Origin of the sequence: Variovorax sp. WS11 (assembly GCF_010499245.1) — a bacterium.
Classification (GTDB): Bacteria; Pseudomonadota; Gammaproteobacteria; order Burkholderiales; family Burkholderiaceae_C; genus Variovorax.
Window position 1 is genome coordinate 1,571,090 of record NZ_JAAGOW010000001.1, and the last position, 17,154, is coordinate 1,588,243.

General features: G+C 67.9%; 16 protein-coding genes and 1 pseudogene. 3 read left to right on the forward strand and 14 right to left on the reverse strand.

All coding sequences use genetic code 11. The annotated features are described in order from the left end of the window. Position 1 precedes the first annotated feature (1 nt). Genes GXN78_RS07960 through GXN78_RS07975 form a run of 4 tightly spaced genes read right to left on the reverse strand, consistent with a single transcriptional unit; the run spans position 2 to position 3,442 of the window. Entirely contained in the window at positions 2–190 is a 189-nt protein-coding gene (locus tag GXN78_RS07960) for a hypothetical protein (RefSeq protein ID WP_106555897.1), read from the reverse strand. Next, positions 187–1,134, reverse strand: coding sequence for a carbohydrate ABC transporter permease (locus tag GXN78_RS07965; RefSeq protein ID WP_106555898.1), 948 nt, complete (start codon positions 1,132–1,134; stop codon positions 187–189). The genes GXN78_RS07960 and GXN78_RS07965 overlap by 4 nt, the downstream gene beginning before the upstream one ends. Beyond that, positions 1,131–2,078, reverse strand: a complete 948-nt coding sequence (locus tag GXN78_RS07970) for a sugar ABC transporter permease (RefSeq protein WP_106555926.1) — start codon at positions 2,076–2,078, stop codon at positions 1,131–1,133. Before GXN78_RS07970 ends, GXN78_RS07965 begins: the two co-directional genes overlap by 4 nt. Positions 2,079–2,101: 23 nt before the next feature. Next, positions 2,102–3,442 carry an extracellular solute-binding protein gene (locus GXN78_RS07975; protein WP_106555899.1) on the reverse strand — a complete coding sequence of 447 codons (1,341 nt, stop codon included), beginning with the start codon at positions 3,440–3,442 and terminating at the stop codon, positions 2,102–2,104. A gap of 214 nt (positions 3,443–3,656) precedes the next feature. On the opposite strand from GXN78_RS07975, the gene GXN78_RS07980 reads away from it, so the two are divergent. From GXN78_RS07980 to GXN78_RS07990, 3 genes are all read left to right on the forward strand, one after another. Further along, positions 3,657–4,688 carry a LacI family DNA-binding transcriptional regulator gene (locus GXN78_RS07980; protein ID WP_146163016.1) on the forward strand — a complete coding sequence of 344 codons (1,032 nt, stop codon included), beginning with the start codon at positions 3,657–3,659 and terminating at the stop codon, positions 4,686–4,688. A 58-nt stretch (positions 4,689–4,746) separates the two neighbouring features. Then, positions 4,747–5,733: a dihydroxyacetone kinase subunit DhaK gene (dhaK, locus tag GXN78_RS07985; RefSeq protein WP_106555901.1), complete on the forward strand. Its 987-nt coding sequence runs from the start codon at positions 4,747–4,749 to the stop codon at positions 5,731–5,733. Between the two features lie 62 nt (positions 5,734–5,795). After that, positions 5,796–6,983: a YncE family protein gene (locus GXN78_RS07990; protein ID WP_106555902.1), complete on the forward strand. Its 1,188-nt coding sequence runs from the start codon at positions 5,796–5,798 to the stop codon at positions 6,981–6,983. Positions 6,984–6,999: 16 nt separating this feature from the next. On the opposite strand, the gene yjjJ is transcribed toward GXN78_RS07990, so the two are convergent. From yjjJ to GXN78_RS08040, 10 genes and pseudogenes are all read right to left on the reverse strand, one after another. After that, positions 7,000–8,373: a type II toxin-antitoxin system HipA family toxin YjjJ gene (gene yjjJ, locus GXN78_RS07995; RefSeq protein WP_308812398.1), complete on the reverse strand. Its 1,374-nt coding sequence runs from the start codon at positions 8,371–8,373 to the stop codon at positions 7,000–7,002. 97 nt (positions 8,374–8,470) lie between these two features. Further along, on the reverse strand, positions 8,471–9,508 hold the full coding sequence (locus GXN78_RS08000; protein ID WP_239142643.1) for a branched-chain amino acid ABC transporter permease: 1,038 nt from the start codon (positions 9,506–9,508) through the stop codon (positions 8,471–8,473). Between the two features lie 10 nt (positions 9,509–9,518). Then, positions 9,519–10,379, reverse strand: a complete 861-nt coding sequence (locus GXN78_RS08005; RefSeq protein WP_106555905.1) for a branched-chain amino acid ABC transporter permease — start codon at positions 10,377–10,379, stop codon at positions 9,519–9,521. Between the two features lie 19 nt (positions 10,380–10,398). Beyond that, the gene (locus GXN78_RS08010; RefSeq protein ID WP_106555906.1) at positions 10,399–11,106 is read right to left on the reverse strand and encodes an ABC transporter ATP-binding protein; all 708 of its coding nucleotides are present in this window, start codon (positions 11,104–11,106) and stop codon (positions 10,399–10,401) included. Further along, the gene (locus GXN78_RS08015; protein WP_106555907.1) at positions 11,106–11,825 is read right to left on the reverse strand and encodes an ABC transporter ATP-binding protein; all 720 of its coding nucleotides are present in this window, start codon (positions 11,823–11,825) and stop codon (positions 11,106–11,108) included. The genes GXN78_RS08010 and GXN78_RS08015 overlap by 1 nt, the downstream gene beginning before the upstream one ends. Then, positions 11,822–13,078 (reverse strand): ABC transporter substrate-binding protein, encoded by a 1,257-nt coding sequence (locus GXN78_RS08020; RefSeq protein ID WP_106555908.1) that lies wholly within the window; start codon positions 13,076–13,078, stop codon positions 11,822–11,824. The genes GXN78_RS08015 and GXN78_RS08020 overlap by 4 nt, the downstream gene beginning before the upstream one ends. A 48-nt stretch (positions 13,079–13,126) precedes the next feature. After that, positions 13,127–14,141: pseudogene (locus tag GXN78_RS08025) on the reverse strand (maleylacetate reductase). A 19-nt stretch (positions 14,142–14,160) separates the two neighbouring features. Beyond that, positions 14,161–15,135, reverse strand: coding sequence for a tripartite tricarboxylate transporter substrate binding protein (locus tag GXN78_RS08030; protein WP_239142644.1), 975 nt, complete (start codon positions 15,133–15,135; stop codon positions 14,161–14,163). Between the two features lie 22 nt (positions 15,136–15,157). Further along, the gene (locus GXN78_RS08035; protein WP_106559671.1) at positions 15,158–16,621 is read right to left on the reverse strand and encodes an aldehyde dehydrogenase family protein; all 1,464 of its coding nucleotides are present in this window, start codon (positions 16,619–16,621) and stop codon (positions 15,158–15,160) included. Between the two features lie 51 nt (positions 16,622–16,672). Continuing rightward, positions 16,673–17,149 carry a nuclear transport factor 2 family protein gene (locus tag GXN78_RS08040; RefSeq protein WP_106559623.1) on the reverse strand — a complete coding sequence of 159 codons (477 nt, stop codon included), beginning with the start codon at positions 17,147–17,149 and terminating at the stop codon, positions 16,673–16,675. Positions 17,150–17,154: the final 5 nt, after the last annotated feature.

Sequence of the window (17,154 nt, forward strand, 5' to 3'; positions counted from 1 at the left end):
GTCAGTGCAGCTTTCCGGCCACGGTGTAGCCGGCCACGCCGGCCAGCAGCACGGCGAAGGACCAGCTGTAGATGTCCAGCGACCAGGGCTGCATCAGCATCGCGAGGCCCAGCCCGATCAGGACCATGCTGGCCGGCTCCCAGCGCGAACGGGCGAACCAGCGTCGGGTCGGCACATTCATTTGCTTCATTTGCGTATGGCTCCGAAGGTGATGCCGCGCAGCAGGTGCTTGCGCAGCAGCACGGTGAACACCAGCACCGGCAGCAGGAACAGCGTGGTGCCCGCGGCCATGGCCGGCCAGTCGAGGCCGCCCTCGCCGATGATGGTCGGGATGAAAGGCGGCGAGGTTTGCGCCGTGCCGCTGGTGAGCAGCAGCGCGAAGGCGTACTCGTTCCACGCGAAGATCAGGCAGAAGATGGCGGTGGTGGCGATGCCGGTGGCGGCCTGCGGCAGCACCACCTTCACGAAAGCCTGGAAGCGGGTGTAGCCGTCGACCATGGCGGCCTCCTCGTACTCGCGCGGGATCTCGTCCATGAAGCCCTTGAGCAGCCACACCGCGAGCGAGAGGTTGACCACCGTGTACAGCAGGATCAGGCCCAGGTGCGTGTCCGACAGGCCGACCGCCCGGTACATCAGGTAGACCGGGATGGCCACCGCGATGGGCGGCATCATGCGTGTCGACAGAATGAAGAACAGCAGGTCGTCCTTGCCCGGCACGCGGAAGCGCGAGAAGGCGTAGGCCGCGAGCGTGCCCAGCACCACCGACAGGAAGGTCGAGCCGAAGCCGATCAGCACCGAGTTGAGGTAGCGGTCGGCAAAGCGCGAGGGGCCGGCCAGGATCATCTGCTGCTCGCGCACCAGGCCCTCGTACCAGGTGGCCGGCGGGGGCAGCGCTGCCAGTTCCTGCGCGCCGACGCGCGAGCGGGTGGTGAAGAGGTTGACGTAGCCGATCAGCGAGGGCTGGGTGAGCACCTGAGGCGGGTAGGCGATCGCATCCTGCGGCGTGCGGAAGCTGGTCATCAGGATCCACACCAGCGGGATCAGCGAGATCAGCGCATAGCCGATCACGACGATGCCGGCGAAGGCCTTGGCACGCGGCGTCGGGTCCAGCGGACTGTGCACGGTGTTTTTCATCGCTGCTTCACCCGGTCGAGAAAGCGCACCGTCACGAGCGAGAGCCCGTAGATGGCCACGAAGAGGATGATGGCCAGCGCCGAGCTGTAGCCGGTGCGCCATTTCTCGAAGGCCTCGCGCTTGAGCTTGATCGAGGCCAGCTCGGTCACCGAGCCCGGCCCGCCGTTGGTGAGCTGGTCCACCAGGTCGAACATCTTGAAGTTCTCGATCAGGCGGAACAGCACCGCGAGGACGATGAAGGGCATCACCATCGGCAGCGTGATGCGCCAGAACTTGGTCCACTCGCTGGCACGGTCGATCTCGGCGGCCTCGTAGAGGTAGGGCGGGATCGAGCGCAGGCCGGCCAGCAGCAGCAGCATCACATAGGGCGTCCACATCCAGGTGTCGACCAGCACGATGGCCCAGGGCGAGAGCTGCGTGTCGCCCAGCATGGTGAAGCTGCCGCGGCCGCCGAAGAAGTTGACGATGTAGTTGAAGATGCCGTACTGCGGCTCGAAGAAGTACTTCCAGAAGGTGCCGACCACCGCGGGCGCCAGCATCATCGGCAGCAGGATGGCGGTGCTCCAGAAGCTGTGGGTCCTGAAGCGCCGGTTGAGCATCAGCGCCAGGCCGAAGCCCAGCAGCAGCTGCAGCGTGATCGAGCAGGTCAGGAAGTGCGCGGTGGCGCGCATGTTCTCCCAGATCGCCTCGTCGTTGAGCACCCGCGAGTAGTTGCCGAGGCCGACCCACAGCACGTCGGCGCCGGGCCGGTTGGCGCGGTAGTTGGTGAAGGACAGCCAGATCGTCCAGACCAGCGGGAAGATGTTGAAGGCCAGCAGCAGCAGGATGGTCGGGCCGACGAAGAGCCAGGCGAGGGCTCGGTCGGAAAGGCCCTGGGCCAGCCGCACGGCGGGGGCCTCGACAGGCTCCGCGCGAACCGCCGTAGCCAGAGAGATGGCGCTCATGCTGGGGCCCGCCGTGTCGCGCTTCAAGGCTTGATCTTCCCGTCTTCCTTGAAGACCTCGGTCCAGTCCTTGAGCAGGCCGTCCATCGCCTCCTGCGGCGTGCCCTTGCCGGCCACCACGTAGTCATGCGTGCGCTTCTGCATCGCCAGCAGCAGCTGGGCGTAGCTGGGCTCCTGCCAGAAGTCCTTGACGATCTTCATCGAGTCGAGGAACACCGGCGCGTAGGACGTGCTCTTCTCGAAGCCCGGCTTGGACAGCACCGCGTTGTGGCACGAGAAGCCGCCCGCGTCCCACCACTTCTGCTGCACGGCGGGCTGCGCGAACCACTTGATGTACTCGAGCGCCAGGTCCTTCTTGTCGGAGTACTTCACGACCGAGATGCCCTGGCCGCCGAGCTGCGCGGCAGCGATCTTCGCCTTGGGCATGGTGAAGAAGCCGGTCTTCTCGCCGCCCACGTTCGGGTCCTTCGCGATGCCGGGGAAGAAGGCGATGAAGTTCATCTGCATCGCGACCTGGCCCGACTTGTAGGAGTCGAGGTCCTCGGTCATGTAGGCATTGGAATGCCCGGGCGGGGTGCAGCAGTCGAACAGCTCCTTGTAGAACTTGAGTCCGGCCACGGCCTCGGGCCCGTTGATGAAGCCTTTCATGTCGTACGGCTTCTTCGGGTTGTCGTACTGCATGCCGTGCGCGTACAGGACGTTGGTCACGCCCATGGTGATGCCCTCGGAGCCGCGCTCGGTGTAGAGGGCCGCGCCGTAGACCTTCTTGCCGTCGATGGTGCGGTTCTGGAAGAACTGGCCGATCTGCTTGAACTCGTCCCAGGTGGTGGGCGGGGCGAGCTCGCGGTTGTACTTGCTCTTGAACTCGGCCTGCAGCTCGGGCCGCGCGAACCAGTCCTTGCGGTAGGTGAAGGCCACCGCGTCGCCCATCGCGGGCAGCGCCCAGTAGTTCTTCGTGCCCTTGGGCCAGGTCGAGTAGCCCTCGACGGTGGCGGGCATGAAGTCGCCCATCTTGATGCCGTTCTTGTCGAAGAACTCGTTGAGCTTGATGTAGTGGCCCTCGGTGGCGGCCGAGCCGATCCACTGGCTGTCGCCGATCAGCAGGTCGCACAGCTTGCCCTTGGAGTTGAGCTCGTTGAGCATGCGCTGCGCGAAGTTGGGCCAGGGCACGAACTCGTACTTCATCTGCACGCCGGTCTGGGCGGTGAAGTCCTTCGACAGCTCCACCAGCGCATTGGCCGGGTCCCAGGCCGCCCAGCACAGCGTGAGCTGTTTGGTCTGGGCCTGCGCGGCACTGGTCGTGGCCAGTGCCAGCGCGGCGAAGAGCGCCGCGCCAAGAGTCGCTCGTTGGGTCATCCGCTTCATTTGCTCATCTCCTAGGTTGGTCAGAGGGCAGCGGCGCTCGCCGCGATGGGGATTCGATTGAAGAATAAAGATGGCAATAAATAAATCAATCAACGCAAACCCTAGGACCTTATGATCCTGCCAAGCAGGGGCTGGCGAGCCCGGGATAGCCCGGTGCGCCATCCATGGGAGTTCGGCGACACTCCTGATTGATTTATTGAGGCGCTTTCCGCACTTGGCCACTTCCGTCACCATCACCCAGATCGCCGAGGCCGCCGGCGTCAGCACCGCCACCGTCGACCGCGTGCTGAACAGCCGCCCCGGCGTCAATCCGGTCACCGTGCAGCGCGTGCGCGACGCGATGAAGGAGCTGGGCGGCGCCGTGCCGATGCGGGGCCGGCCGCGTTCCACCGAGAGCTACCGCTTCGCCTTCGTGCTGCCTTCGACCCGGCGCGGCTTCTTCGACCTGGTGGACCGCGTGGTCGCGCAGGCGGCCGGCGACTTCCGCCACCAGCACATCACCGAGGTGACGCGCCGCCTGGCGGCCCACGATGCCGGCGCCTTCGCCGAGGAACTGGCGCGGCTGGCGGATATGGACGGCATCGCCTTGCTCGCGCCCGACACGCCGGCCGTGAAGCTGGCCGTCAACGAGCTGGTGCGCAACGGCGTGCACGTGGTCACCCTGTTCTCCGACGTTGCGGGTTCGATGCGCGAGACCTTCATCGGCGCCGACAACCGCGCCGCCGGGCGCACCGCCGGCCTGCTGCTCGGGCGCGAGGCGCCGGCCGGCCAGGGCTATTGCGCGCTGCTGTCGCCGGCGACGCGCTACGCCGCGGAGATCGACCGCGGCATCGGCTTCGCGCAGGTGCTGCAGGAACGCTTCCCCGGCGCCAGGCTGCTGCGCGTGGACGACATGCCCGAATCGGAAGACGAGGCCTACCGCCGCGCGCGCGAGGCGCTCGACCCGACGGCCACCGGCGGCCGGCTGACGGCCGTCTACAACATCGGGCCCGGCAGCCATGGCGTGCATCGCGCGCTGGCCGAGCACGGCTACGACGCCTCGCTGGGCATGGTCGCCCACGACCTGCTCGACATGCACCGCACCCTGCTGATCTCCGGCGCGCTGACCTTCGTGCTGCACCAGGACGTGCACTACGCCGTGACCACCGCTGCGCGCGTGCTGCGTGCCCTGTGCGAAGGGGTGCGCGGCGCGCTGGCGGTCAGCAACCCGCGGGTCGACATCCTCACTGCGGAGAACCTCGCATGACAGCCGCGCACGATCGCCCGACCATGCTCCCTTCACCTTCGCCCCGCGAGGACCTGCGATGAAGAAATTCATCAACTATGTCGACGATGCGGTCGTCGAGAGCCTGTCGGGCCTCGCATCGGCGCACGAGGCGCTGCTCGCCGTCGAGTTCGACCCCACCTTCGTCTGCCGGCGCACGCCCAAGCAGGACGCGGTGGCAGTGGTGTCCGGCGGCGGCTCGGGCCATGAGCCGCTGCACACGGGCTATGTGGGCCGCGGCATGCTCGACGCGGCCTGCCCGGGCCAGGTCTTCACCTCGCCCACGCCCGACCAGTGGATGGCTGCGGCGCACCGCGTCAACGCCGGCCGCGGCGTGCTCTTCATCGTCAAGAACTACGCCGGCGACCGCCTCAATTTCCAGATGGCCAGCGACATGCTGGTCGACCTCGACCACCTGATGGTGGTGGTGGACGACGACGTCGCCATCGACCACTCGACGCACGCCAGCGGCCGGCGCGGCGTGGCCGGCACGCTGATCGTCGAGAAGATGGTCGGCGCAGCGGCCGAGGCCGGTGCCGACCTGTTCGAGTGCAAGGCGCTGGGCGACCGCATCAACAGCTGCACCGCCTCCATGGGCGTGGCCTTCGACAGCTGCATCGTGCCGGCCTCGGGCGTGGCCACCTTCGAGATCGGCGAGCACGAGATGGAGATGGGCGTCGGCATCCATGGCGAGCCGGGCCGGCAACGCCTGCCCTTCGCGCCGGCGGTCGAGATCGTGGACCTGCTGCTCGACCCCATCCTCAAGGACCTCGCGCTCGCGCGCGGCCGCGACGTGCTGCTGCATGTCAACGGCCTGGGCGGCACGCCGCTGATGGAGCTCTACCTGCTGCAGCACCATGCGCGCCGGCGGCTGGCCGCCGAAGGCCTGGCGGTGGCGCGCACGCTGGTGGGCAACCACACGACCTCGCTGGAAATGGCCGGTGCCTCGCTGACGGTCACGGCGTTGGACGAGGAGGCCAAGCGGCTGTGGGATGCGCCTGTGCATACGCCCGCACTGCGTTGGTAGCCGGCGCCTGGCCGGCTACGATGCGCCGGCGAATCCTCGCGAACAACAATGGAGACAACACCATGCGCCTTCGCTCCCTTTGCTTCACCTCGCTCGCCCTGGTTGCGCTGGCGGGCTGCGCCGGCATGGCGCCCTCGACACCCCAGCGCCAGCTCCTGCTGGTGGCCAACGACGAGAAGCAGTCCTGGAACGACGCGGGCGCCGTGCAGCTCGGCGCCCACGGCCGCGACAGCGTGCAGGTGATCGACATCGGCAGCGACCCGCTGGCGCCGCGCAGCCTGGTCACGCTGCCGCTCGACAACACCATCGCCGGCCCGCCGACCAACCTCGCGATCACGGCCGACGAGAAGCTGGCGCTGGTCGCCAACTCGCTCAACGTGGTGGAGGAGAACGGCGTGCGCCGCCAAGTGCCGGACAACCGCCTGTTCGTGATCGACCTCGCGGCCAACCCGCCGAAGCTGATCGACACGATCGTCGTCGGCCGGCAGCCCTCGGGCCTATCGATCAATCGCGCGGGCACGCTGGCGCTGGTGGCCAATCGGGCCGACAACGCCATCAGCGTGCTGCGCATCGCAGGCCAGAAGCTCACGCTGATCGACACCGTGGCCATGGGCGAGTCGGTCTCGCACGTGCGCTTCACGCCCGACGGGCGGCGCGCGCTGGCCACCAAGTTCCCGAACCACAAGGTCGCGATGCTCGAGATCGAGGGCGAGAAGGTGACCTACAACAAGCTGGACTTCGCGGCCGGACTGTGGCCGTACAACGTCGACGTCACGCCCGACGGCAGGCTCGCGCTGACCGCCGACAACGGCAACTCCGGCGCCTCCGACGGCCAGATCGACACGGTCAGCGTGATCGATCTCGAGGCGAAACCGCCGCGCGTGATCGACAAGGTGGTAGTCGGCGACGGCCCCGAAGGCCTGGCCGTGAGCCCCACGGGGAAGTTCGCGGTGGCCGTGCTGCTGCGCGGCAGCAACTCGGCGAAGAACGCCTACTTCTACAACCGCAACGGCTCGGTGGTGGGCCTGAAGATCGACGGCCGCAAGGTCACGCGCACCAACGAGATCGAGGTGCGCGGCCTGCCCGAGGGCGCGGTCTTCAGCGCCGACGGAAAGTACCTGTACGTCGGCAACTTCATCGACCAGGACATCACGATTCTGCGCGTGGAGGGCGACACGCTGGTGCCCACCGGGAAGTCCTTCGGGCTGGCGGGGCATCCGGCGGCGATGCGGGGGCGGCTCACGCATTGAGCGTCGCCGACCCAAGTCAACTCGGCCGTTCCCGCTGGAAGACCGGCTCGCGCGCGCCGGGCTGCCGCGGTTGTTCATGCGCCTCCAGGCTGCGTGCGTGCCGCCTGGCCGTCTGACGGAACGCGCTAGAAATTCGCTTCTCCGCGGCCACGCTGCGCCAGAACGCGATGGCGAGTTTCCTGGCTTGGTCCCACACCCGCAGCGTGTCTGCCGTGGGCGCCAGCTTGCCCGGGTTGAAGTCCTCGCGCGACACGAGCTCGCCCGCCACGGGCGCATAGATCATGGGGAGGGTGTCGTAGGCCGGCGCCAGGATCCAGTTGCCCGAAGGATCGATGACGAGGGAGATATTCCCGTAGTGCCGGTCGGTGTTGCCGATCAGTTGCCCATACGCCTCCAACAGCCGGAGCCGGTCGGCATCGCTCGGGCGCATCAGGCCGCGGGTGCTCATGCGCTCGGCGGTGGCGGCCCAGTTGTCGATGTGGCCGATGTATTCGCTGTCGAAGGCCAGCAAAGAGACCATGCCGATTCGGCCGCGCGGCGTGCGGTCGAAGCGCTCCACTTCAAGCAGGGTACGGCCGCCACCGCTGAAGATGCGCGTCTTCGCCGCGGGCGCGCCGGCCTCGTTCAGCGTCTCCAGGGCCAGGTGCTCGCACGTCAGCAGATCCGCCCACCGGCGTTCGGGCGCGGAGCCGCCGGCAGGCGAGAACTTGACGATCACGGGCTGGCCGTCCTCCCGGACGGTGCAGAACTTGGGCTGCTCGCCGCCCGCGGAAGATCCGGGCAGCGCGCCATGCATCGCGGCCTCGGCCAGCTCGGCATAGCTGCTGGGAGGCACTCGATCGGCCGGCGGTGCGTGCATGAAGCGCTCGAAAGACTGCGCACCGATGACCAGGTTGCCCGGCAAGTCCTCGCCCGCCTGGCACAGCGCCTTGAGAACGTCATCGTCCGTCCAATGCTCGGGGTTGTCGGCCAGGCGCAGGTCCTTCCGGGCATGCGCGAACGCACGCCCCAGGAAGCCTTGGGGCCGCATGTCGGTCAGGAACCAGGGGAGACCGTCATGCAGTTGCGCGAGAGGCGGATCGAACTCCTCGACCCAGCATCGGCCGCGCATGGACGGGATCAGCGTGCCGAATTCCGAGACCTTGCCGATGCCGTCCACCTTCATGATCGGAACCGTGCCGGTGGTGCCCACACCTTCCACACGGCGCGGCATGACATAGGCCTGGTTTCTTGCTCGCCCGACCTTGAGTACCTCGCCCGCGGCAAGCAGCGGCGCCAGGGCGCGCGAAATGGAAGCCTGGCTGGCCCCGGTCACCTGCTGCAGTTCAGGGCTGCGGGCAGCACCGCCCGCCTGGAGCGTTTGGCGAACGCGCTCCGTAAGGTCGCTCATGTGAATAGATTGAGATCCTCAATTTTCGTTTGAGGAGTCGACGAAGTGAATAGATTAGCGAATAGTAATCCGAATAAATTTCATCGTCAAACTGCACTCAACGACTCGGGATGCGCTCGCCATGCACCAGCACCCGCTGCGTCGGAAACAGCGACCACCCCCAGCGCTGCTGCGCATACCCCCACAGCCCCTGCTTGAAGAAGATCGTCACAACGATCGCCAGCAGCCCCAATCCCAGCAGATACCAGGTCCCATAGTCGCTCAAGAACTTGTTGAGCGCCCAGAAGATCAGCGCCCCCACCAGCGGCCCCTCGATGCGCCCGATGCCGCCGATCACCACCATGAAGATCGCGAAGGCGGTCCAGTTCACGCTGAAGGCAGCGTCGGGGCTGATGCGCAGGTTGCCGACGAAATAGAGCGCGCCCGCCAGGCCCGCACCGAAGGCCGCCACCACATACACGGCCAGCTTCATGCGCACCACCGGGATGCCCTGCGACTCGGCCGCCACCTCGTTGTCGCGGATCGCGAGCAGGGCCAGGCCGCGCTTGCTGCGCAGGAACAGATAGACCAGCGCGATGGCGGCCACCACACAGGCCAGCGCCATCCAGTAGGTCACGCTCTCGCGCGTCGCACGCTCGATGCCGCGCAGCGCCGTCAGCGTGGTGCCGGAGCCGCCGCCGACGGCCGACACGTTGGCAAAGCTGAGGCGAAACACCTCGGCGATCACCCAGGTGCCGATGGCGAAGTAGCCGCCCGAGAGCCGGAAGGCGACGAAGGACACCGGCACCGCGACCAGCGCCGCGGCCAGTGCGCCCAGGGGAATCGCGATGAATGGATTCACGCCCGCGAAGTTGCCCAGCATGAGCATCACGTAGCCGCCGAAGCCGAAGAAGGCCTGCTGCCCGATGCTGACCATGCCGCCATAGCCGGCGAGCAGGTTCCACATGATCGCGAAGATGAGGTAGCAGGCGATCTCGACGAACTCGCGCATCCAGCTCGATTCGCCCCAGAAGGGCAGCGTGGCGGCGAGCAAGGCAAGCGCGACGGCCCCGCCGAGCGCGGCCCGGCTGGCGGCGGTGCTGCGCACCACGTCGAAGGCCGCAGGCGGGGTGGCCGCGGCGAGGGGTGGGTTCAAGGTCATCGCATCAGCCTCGCGTCTTGGGGAACAGCCCCTGCGGCCGGAGCACCAGCACGATCAGGAACACGATGTGGCCGACCCAGATGCCCCAGCCCGGATCGAGCCGGAAGCCGATCTGCTGCGTGATGCCCAGGATCATCGCGCCGGCCAGCGTGCCCCAGAAAGAGCCCATGCCTCCGATGATCACGGCCTCGAAGGCGAACAGCAGCAGCAGCGGGCCGTCCGAGGGCGAAACCGTGGTGCGCATGCCCTGCAGGGCGCCGGCCACGGCGATCAGCACGAAGGCAATGGCGGTGGCGAAGGCATAGACCTTCTTCGCGTCCAGCCCCATGAGCTCGGCGATCTCGCGATCGTCCGACACGGCTCGGAAGGAGCGGCCCAGCGCGGTGCGTGCGAACAGCCATTGCAGCCCGGCGGTGGCGGCGACCGCGATCGCGAGGATCACCAGCGGCAGCACGCCCAGCGAGAGCGAGTCGCCGAGCGCGAGCCCCTGCGTGTTGAGGCCACCGGTCTCGATCGATCGCGGGTCGGCCGAGAACAGCTCCAGCAGCAGGTTCTGGATCACGATCGAGAGCCCGAAGGTCACGACCAGCGAGGGCAGCGGGTCCTTGCCGAGCGTGCCGTTGAGCACGTAGCGCTGCAGCGCGTAGCCGAAGCCGAAGGCCAGCGGCAGCACGGCCAGCGCGACGGCGAAGGGCGCGCCGCCGGCCAGCGTGGTGCCGGCGACGACCGCGAAGGCGCCGAGGATGATGAAGTCGCCCTGCGCGGTGTTGGTGAGGCGCATGACGCCGAACATCAGCGACTGGCCGAGAGCGAAGAGCGTGTAGAGGCCGCCGAGGAGGATGCCTTGGAGGAGGATTTCGATCATGGTGTGGCGGGCCTCGCCTTCATTCCAAGACGCCGAAATAGGCCTGCGAGATCTGCTCGCGCGAGAGCGCGTCGGAGCGGCCGGTAAGCGAGACGCGGCCCTCCTGCAGGCAGTAGATGCGTTGCGACACGCGCTGGGCCATGGTCAGGTCCTGCTCGACGATTGCCACCGTCATGCCCTCGCCGGTGATGGCGGGCATGGCAGCGTAGATCTCGCGGATCACGATCGGCGCCAGGCCGAGCGAGAGCTCGTCGCACAGCAGCAGCTCGGGGTTGCTCATCAGCGCGCGGCCCAGTGCCACCATCTGCTGCTGGCCGCCCGAGAGCTCGGTGCCGGGGTTGTGGCGCTTCTCGGCCAGGATGGGGAAGAGACCGTAGAGGCGCTGCAGGTTCCATGGGCCCTTGCGGCCCGAGAGGCCGCCGATCAGCAGGTTCTCCTCGACGCTGAGGCTGGGGAAGAGGCGCCGGCCCTCGGGCACCATCGCGAGGCCGCGCTTGACGATCTCGCCGGGCGGCAGGCCGCCGATGGTCTCGCCCTTGAAGCGCACCGCCTCGCGGGGGGCGCGCACCAGGCCCGTGAGGCACTTGAGCAGCGTGGACTTGCCCGCGCCGTTGGCGCCGATGATCGCGACCAGCTCGCCCTGGGCGAGGGAGATGTCGATGCCGAAGAGAGCCTGGGCATCGCCGTAGAAGGCCTGGAGGGCTTGGGCTTCGAGCAGCGCGTTCATCATGCTTCCATTCCCATGTAGACCCGCCGCACCTCCGCATCGCCCATCACCGCCCGCGGCTCGCCCTCCGCCAGCTTCTGCCCGAAGTTGATGACGAACAGCCGATCGGCCAGCGACAGCAGCGCATGCACCACATGCTCGATCCAGATCATGGTCACGCCGCGCGCCTTGATGCGCTTCAACTCCTCCACCAGCAGCCGGGCCTCGGGCTCGGTCAGCCCGCCCGCGATCTCGTCCAGCAGCAGCAGCTTGGGCCGAGTCGCGAGTGCGCGTGCCAGCTCCAGCCGCTTACGGTCCAGCAGGGTCAACCCGCCGGCCGGCTTGTTGGCATGTGCCATCAGCCCGGTCTCGGCCAGCACCTCCTGCGCGGTGTGCCAGGCCTCGCGCTCGGCCTGCCCACCGCCGAAGCAGGCGGCCGTGACCAGGTTCTCGAACACGCTCATGTTCCCGAAGGGCTGCGGCACCTGGTAGCTGCGGCCGATGCCGGCATGGCAGCGCTGGTGCGGCTTGAGGCCGGTGACGTCGCGCCCCTCGTACTCCACGCGCCCGGCATCGACGCGCACGTCGCCCGAGATCAGGTTGAACAGCGTGGTTTTGCCCGCGCCGTTCGGCCCGAGGATGCCCAGGGTCTCGCCCTCGGCCACCGCGAGCGTGATGTCGTCGGTGACCTTGAGCGCGCCGTAGGACTTGCGCACGCCGTGCAGCGCGAGGAGCGTCATGACAGTAGCTGCAGCGTGCCCGTGGCCGGGATGTTCTTCGCGGCCTCGTTGTTGATGATGCTCAGCTCGACCTTGTACTTCTGGCCCTTGTTCCACTGCCCCAGCACCAGCGGCGTCTTGCTGACGTTCTTGAAGGGCCCCTGGCCGCCCCACTTCACCGGCCCGACCACGGTGTCGAGCGAGGTCGCGGCGACCGCGTCGCGCACGTCACCGGCCTTGGTCGACTTGGCGCGCGAGAGCGCGTTGGAGGCGACCTCGAACAAGGCATGCGCGAACCCGATCGGCTGCGTCCACTGCTTCTTCGCACCGGCCTCGTAGGCCTCGGCCAGCGACTTCGCGCTCTGCTTGGTCAGGCTCGACGTGAAGGGATGAGAAGGGCTCCACCACACCTCCGTGGACAAGCCGTAGCCCAGCTCGCCCAGCGCCTCGATCGCGCCCGGGAACAGCAGCGCCTTGCCCAGCGTGATGACCTTGGGTTTGAAGCCCTGCTGCCGCGCCTGCGTGAGGAAAGTCTTGGCATCCGGCGGGATCACCACGCCGGTCACGATCTCGACGTTGTCGCGCTTGAAGGCCGCGATCTGCGCACTGAAATCCTGTGTGCCGTTCTGGAAGCGGCCGGGGTCGGTGAGCGTGAAGCCCATCTGCGACAGCGGCTTCGGAAAGCCGAGCTCCTTGTCGCCCCAGGCGTTGCCGTCGCCATCGTTGGGGAACAGCCCGCCCACCTTCTTGTTGGTGCTGACCGTCTTCCAGCCGTTGGTGAAGTTGGCGATGACGTCCTCCAGCCCCCAGAAGAGGTGGTAGGTCCAGGCGAAGCCCTTGGCCGGATCGCCCTTGCGGCCGAAGAACCAGGGCTGCCAGGGCACCACGCTGGAAACGCAGGGCACCTCGTTGAGCTCGCAGGCATCGCTCACCGGGTTGGCTGTTTCGGGCGTGCCCGCGGTGAGCACCAGCGCGACCTTGTCCTTGAGGATCAGGTCGTTGGCGACCTCGCCCGCGCGGTTGGGATTGGACTGGCTGTCCTTGAGCACGATCTGCACCGCGTACTTCTTGCCGCCGACGCTGATCCCGTCCTTGAAGGCGGTTTTCATCTGGTCGATGACCCACTTGTCGGCCTCGCCGAAAGGCGCGAGTGGGCCGGTCTGCGGCGAGACGTAGCCGATCTTGAGCGTGTCGGCAGCGAACGCGAGCGGCGCGGCGCTGCCGGCCGCGAGGGCGGCTGCGGCCTGGGTGAACTGTCTGCGGTTGAGTGTCATGGTGGTCTCCTTCGTCGTTCTCTTCTTGCACAAACCAGCGTGATGGCGTCAGGCGGGCGGCGCGCCCTCGTAGGCGCGCTGCAGCAGCGCGCGGATGGCGCCGCGCTCGGCCGGGCCGAAGGGGCGCGGGTTCCAGTAGGGATTGCTCACTGCGAGATCGGCGGCACGGTCCAGGTCGGCTTCCTGCATGCCGATGTCCTTCAAGGCGATCGGCGCGCCGTTGTCGCGTGCCAGCGCCTGCAGGCCCTGCGCCGCGTCCGCCGTGCCGAGGGCTCTTGCAATGCGCTGCATCGCGCCCGGCGCCGCCTCGGCATTGAAGGCGATCGCATGCGGCAGCACCACCGTGTGCACCTCCGCATGCGGCAGGTTGAAGCTGCCGCCCAGCGTGTGGCACAGCTTGTGGTGCAGCGCCATGCCGACGTTGCCCAGCACGCTGCCGCACAGCCAGGCGCCGTAGAGCGCATCGGACCTCGCCTCGATGTCCTCGGGGCTGCGCCGAATCGCCGGCAGCGCCCGCGCGATGGCGGCGATGCCTTCTTCGGCCATCAGGTCCATCACCGGGTTGCTGTCCTGCGCATACAGGCCCTCGGCCGCATGGGCGATGGCGTTGATGCCGCTGGTCACGCTCAGGCCCACGGGCAGGGTGCGCGAGAGCTCGGGATCGTAGATCACGGTGCGCGGCAGTACCCGGAAGTCCTTGCCGGTCTTCTTGAGGCCGGCCTCGGTCAGGCCGTAGATGGGCGTCATCTCGCTGCCGGCGTAGGTGGTGGGAATGGCCAGGATGGGCAGGCCCGAGTCGAGCGCAATAGCCTTGCCCAGGCCGGTGGTGGAGCCGCCGCCGATGGCCACGGCGCAGTCGGCGTGGAGCTTGCGTGCGACTTCGCGGGCCTCGCGGGCGGTCTCGATCGGCACATGCATGACGGCCCGGTCGAAGATGCCGGCGGCCTGGGGGCCGAGCAGCTCGGCCACGCGCTCGGCCTGGGCGCGCTGCTCGGGCGTCGAGAGCACCAGGGCGCGCCTAGACCACGCACTGCGGCTGGCTGGTGTAGATGAAGTCGCGCATCGTGGCCCCTGTTTGCTTGCTATTCCAAGCTGAGGTTGCGCTCGCGCACCAGGCGTGTCCACTTGTCCTGCTCGGTCCGCAGCGCCGAGGCGAACTGCTCGGGCGTGCTCGCGATGCCGGTCAGGCCCTGCTCGCGCAGGCGCTGGTCGAAGGCAGGATCGGTCACGATCTTGCGCACCTCGGCCTGCAGCCGATCGACCACGGAGCGCGGGGTGCCTGTCGGGGCCAGCAGGCCGACCCACGAATTGACCTGGAAGTCGCGATAGCCGCTCTCGGCCACGGTGGGTGTGTCGGCATAGGCGGACACGCGCTGCGCCCCGGTCTGCGCCAATGCGCGCAGCTTGCCGGCCTTCACATGCGGCTGCGCCAGAACCGCGGATAGGAACATCATCTCGACCTGTCCGCCCAGCAGATCCTGTTGCGCGGGGCCGCCGCCGCGGTATGGAATGTGGGTCACGAAGGTGCCGGTCTGCGCCTTGAAGAGCTCGGCCGTCAGATGGTTGCTCGAGCCGGGTCCGACGCTCGCATAGTTGAACTGACCCGGCTTGTTCTTGAGCAGGCCGACGAAGCTCTTGAAGTCGTTGGCCGGCACCTTGGGATTGACCACCAGCACCAGCGGATTGCTCGCGATCTGCGTCACCGGCTGCAGGTCCTTCGCGATGTCGAAGCTGAGCTTGGGATAGACCAGCGGATAGGTGGCATAGCTGTCGAACACCATCAGCAGCGTGTGGCCATCGGGCGCGGCCTTGGCGACTTCTGCCGAACCCACCGTTCCGCCGGCGCCGCCGCGGTTGTCGATGATGACCGGCTGTCCCAGAGCGGCCTGCAGCCGTGGCTGCAGCTGGCGCGCCACGGTGTCGACGATGCCGCCCGGCGGGAATGCCACCACCACGCGCACCGGCTTGCTGGGCCAGGGCTGCTGGGCATGGGCTGCGCTGACGGCGGCCAGGGCCAGGCTGCACGCGGCAAGGAGTCGGGTTGCAAGCGAAGTCACGTTTTCTTCTTTCAGGGTTGGTTCAGCGCACGAAGTGCGGCGGGATCTGCGCGTCGACATTGACCCACACGCTCTTGACCTGGGTGTACTCGCGCATCGCGTCGTAGCCCATCTCGCGCCCGTAGCCGCTCTGGCCCACGCCGCCGAAGGGCGAGCCCGGGTTCACGCGCTTGTAGCTGTTGATCCAGACCATGCCGGCATGCAGGTCGCGCGCGATCTTGTGCGCGCGCTGCAGGTTGGTGGTCCACAGCCCGCTGCCGAGGCCGTAGTCGGTGCCGTTGGCAATGCGCAGGGCCTCCTCGTCGTCCTTGAAGGTGAGCACGGTGACGAAGGGGCCGAAGACTTCCTCCTGCGCGACGCGGTCGCGGAAGGACTGGGCGCGCACCACCGTCGGCTCCACGTAGCAGCCCCGCGCCAGCTCGCCGCCGGGCGACTTGCCGCCCACGAGCACCTCGCCGCCCTCGCCCTTCGCGACCTCGACGTAGCTCAGCACGCGCTCGCGATGCTGGGCGCTGGTGAGCGGGCCCATCTCGGTGGCGTCGTCGAGCGGGTTGCCCAGCCGGATCGACTGCGCCAGCGGGATGAACTTCTCGAGGAACGCATCGGCGATCTTCTCGTGCAGCATCAGGCGCGAGCCGGCGATGCAGGCCTGCCCCTGGTTGTGGAAGATGGCCCAGGCGCTGCCATTGATGGCGGCCTGCAGGTTGGCGTCCTCGAACACGATGTTGGGGCCCTTGCCGCCCAGCTCCAGCTGCACCTTCTTGAGGTTGCCCGCACTCGCCTGCACGATGCGCTTGCCGGTCGCGGTGCTGCCGGTGAAAGCGATCTTGGCGATCTCCGGATGCTCGGCGATGTACTGGCCGGCGACGCCGCCCAGGCCCGGCACCATGTTGACCACGCCCTCGGGCATGCCCGCCTCGGCCATCAGCTCGACGATCTTCAGCGAGCTCAGCGGCGTGATCTCGGCCGGCTTCATCACGATGCAGTTGCCGGCCGCGAGCGCGGGCGCCATCTTCCAGCTGGTGAACATCAGCGGGAAGTTCCACGGCACCACCTGCCCCACGACGCCCACCGGCTCGCGCAGCGTGTAGTTGAGGAAGCCGGCCTCCACTGGAATGGTCTCGCCCTGGAACTTGTCGGCCATGCCGCCGAAGTAGCGGAAGCAGGCCGCGGTGCGCGGTACATCGAGCGCGCGCGAATCGCGCACCGGGTGGCCGGTGTCCAGCGATTCGAGTCGCGCCAGCTCCTCGGCGTTGGCTTCGATCAGGTCCGCGAGCTTGAGCAGGATGCGGCCGCGGTCGGCCGCGGCCATGCGGCTCCAGGCCGGGAAGGCGCGCTTCGCGGCGGCGACCGCTTTGTCGATGTCGGCCTTGCCGGCCAGTGCCACCTCGGCGATGGTCGAGTTGTCGTGCGGGTTGAGCGTGGCGAGCGTCTCGCCCGACTCGGCATCGACGAAGCGGCCGTCGATGAAGAGCTGGTGACGGATCGGCGTCTTGAGGCCGGCGGCCTGCTGGATGTCTGCGAGGTTCATGATGGTTCAGTTGTCGGTTCCCCGGCCGGCCAGCCAGGGATAACGGGCCGTGTCCTTGCCCGCGTAGTCGGGATCGAGGTAGATGAAGCAGCGCTGGATCAGGAAGTCGCGCACCTCGAACACATCGCACCAGCGGCCCGCGCCCCACTCCGGCACACCGGCGCGCCAGGGTCCATCGGCATGCTCGCCGTGGCTCGTGCCTTCGCAGGCGAACAGGTCGGAGCCGGTGAAGATCCAGTTGAAGCCGGCGTAGTCGTGGCGAATGGATTTGCCGCGGCTGCCGACCTCGCCGAAAAGCTTGCCGATCTCGTCCTTGCCGTTGGCCAGGCCCCACTTGGGGAAGTAGACCTGCGCATCGCTCGCGAACAGGTCGAGGATGGAGCCGCCGGTGGAGGTGACGCCACCGTTGTCGTAGGCCTTGAGGTATTCGAGGGCCACCGACTTGCGTTGCTCGTCGGTCATGGTTTGACGGGTGAGGGCCATGGTGG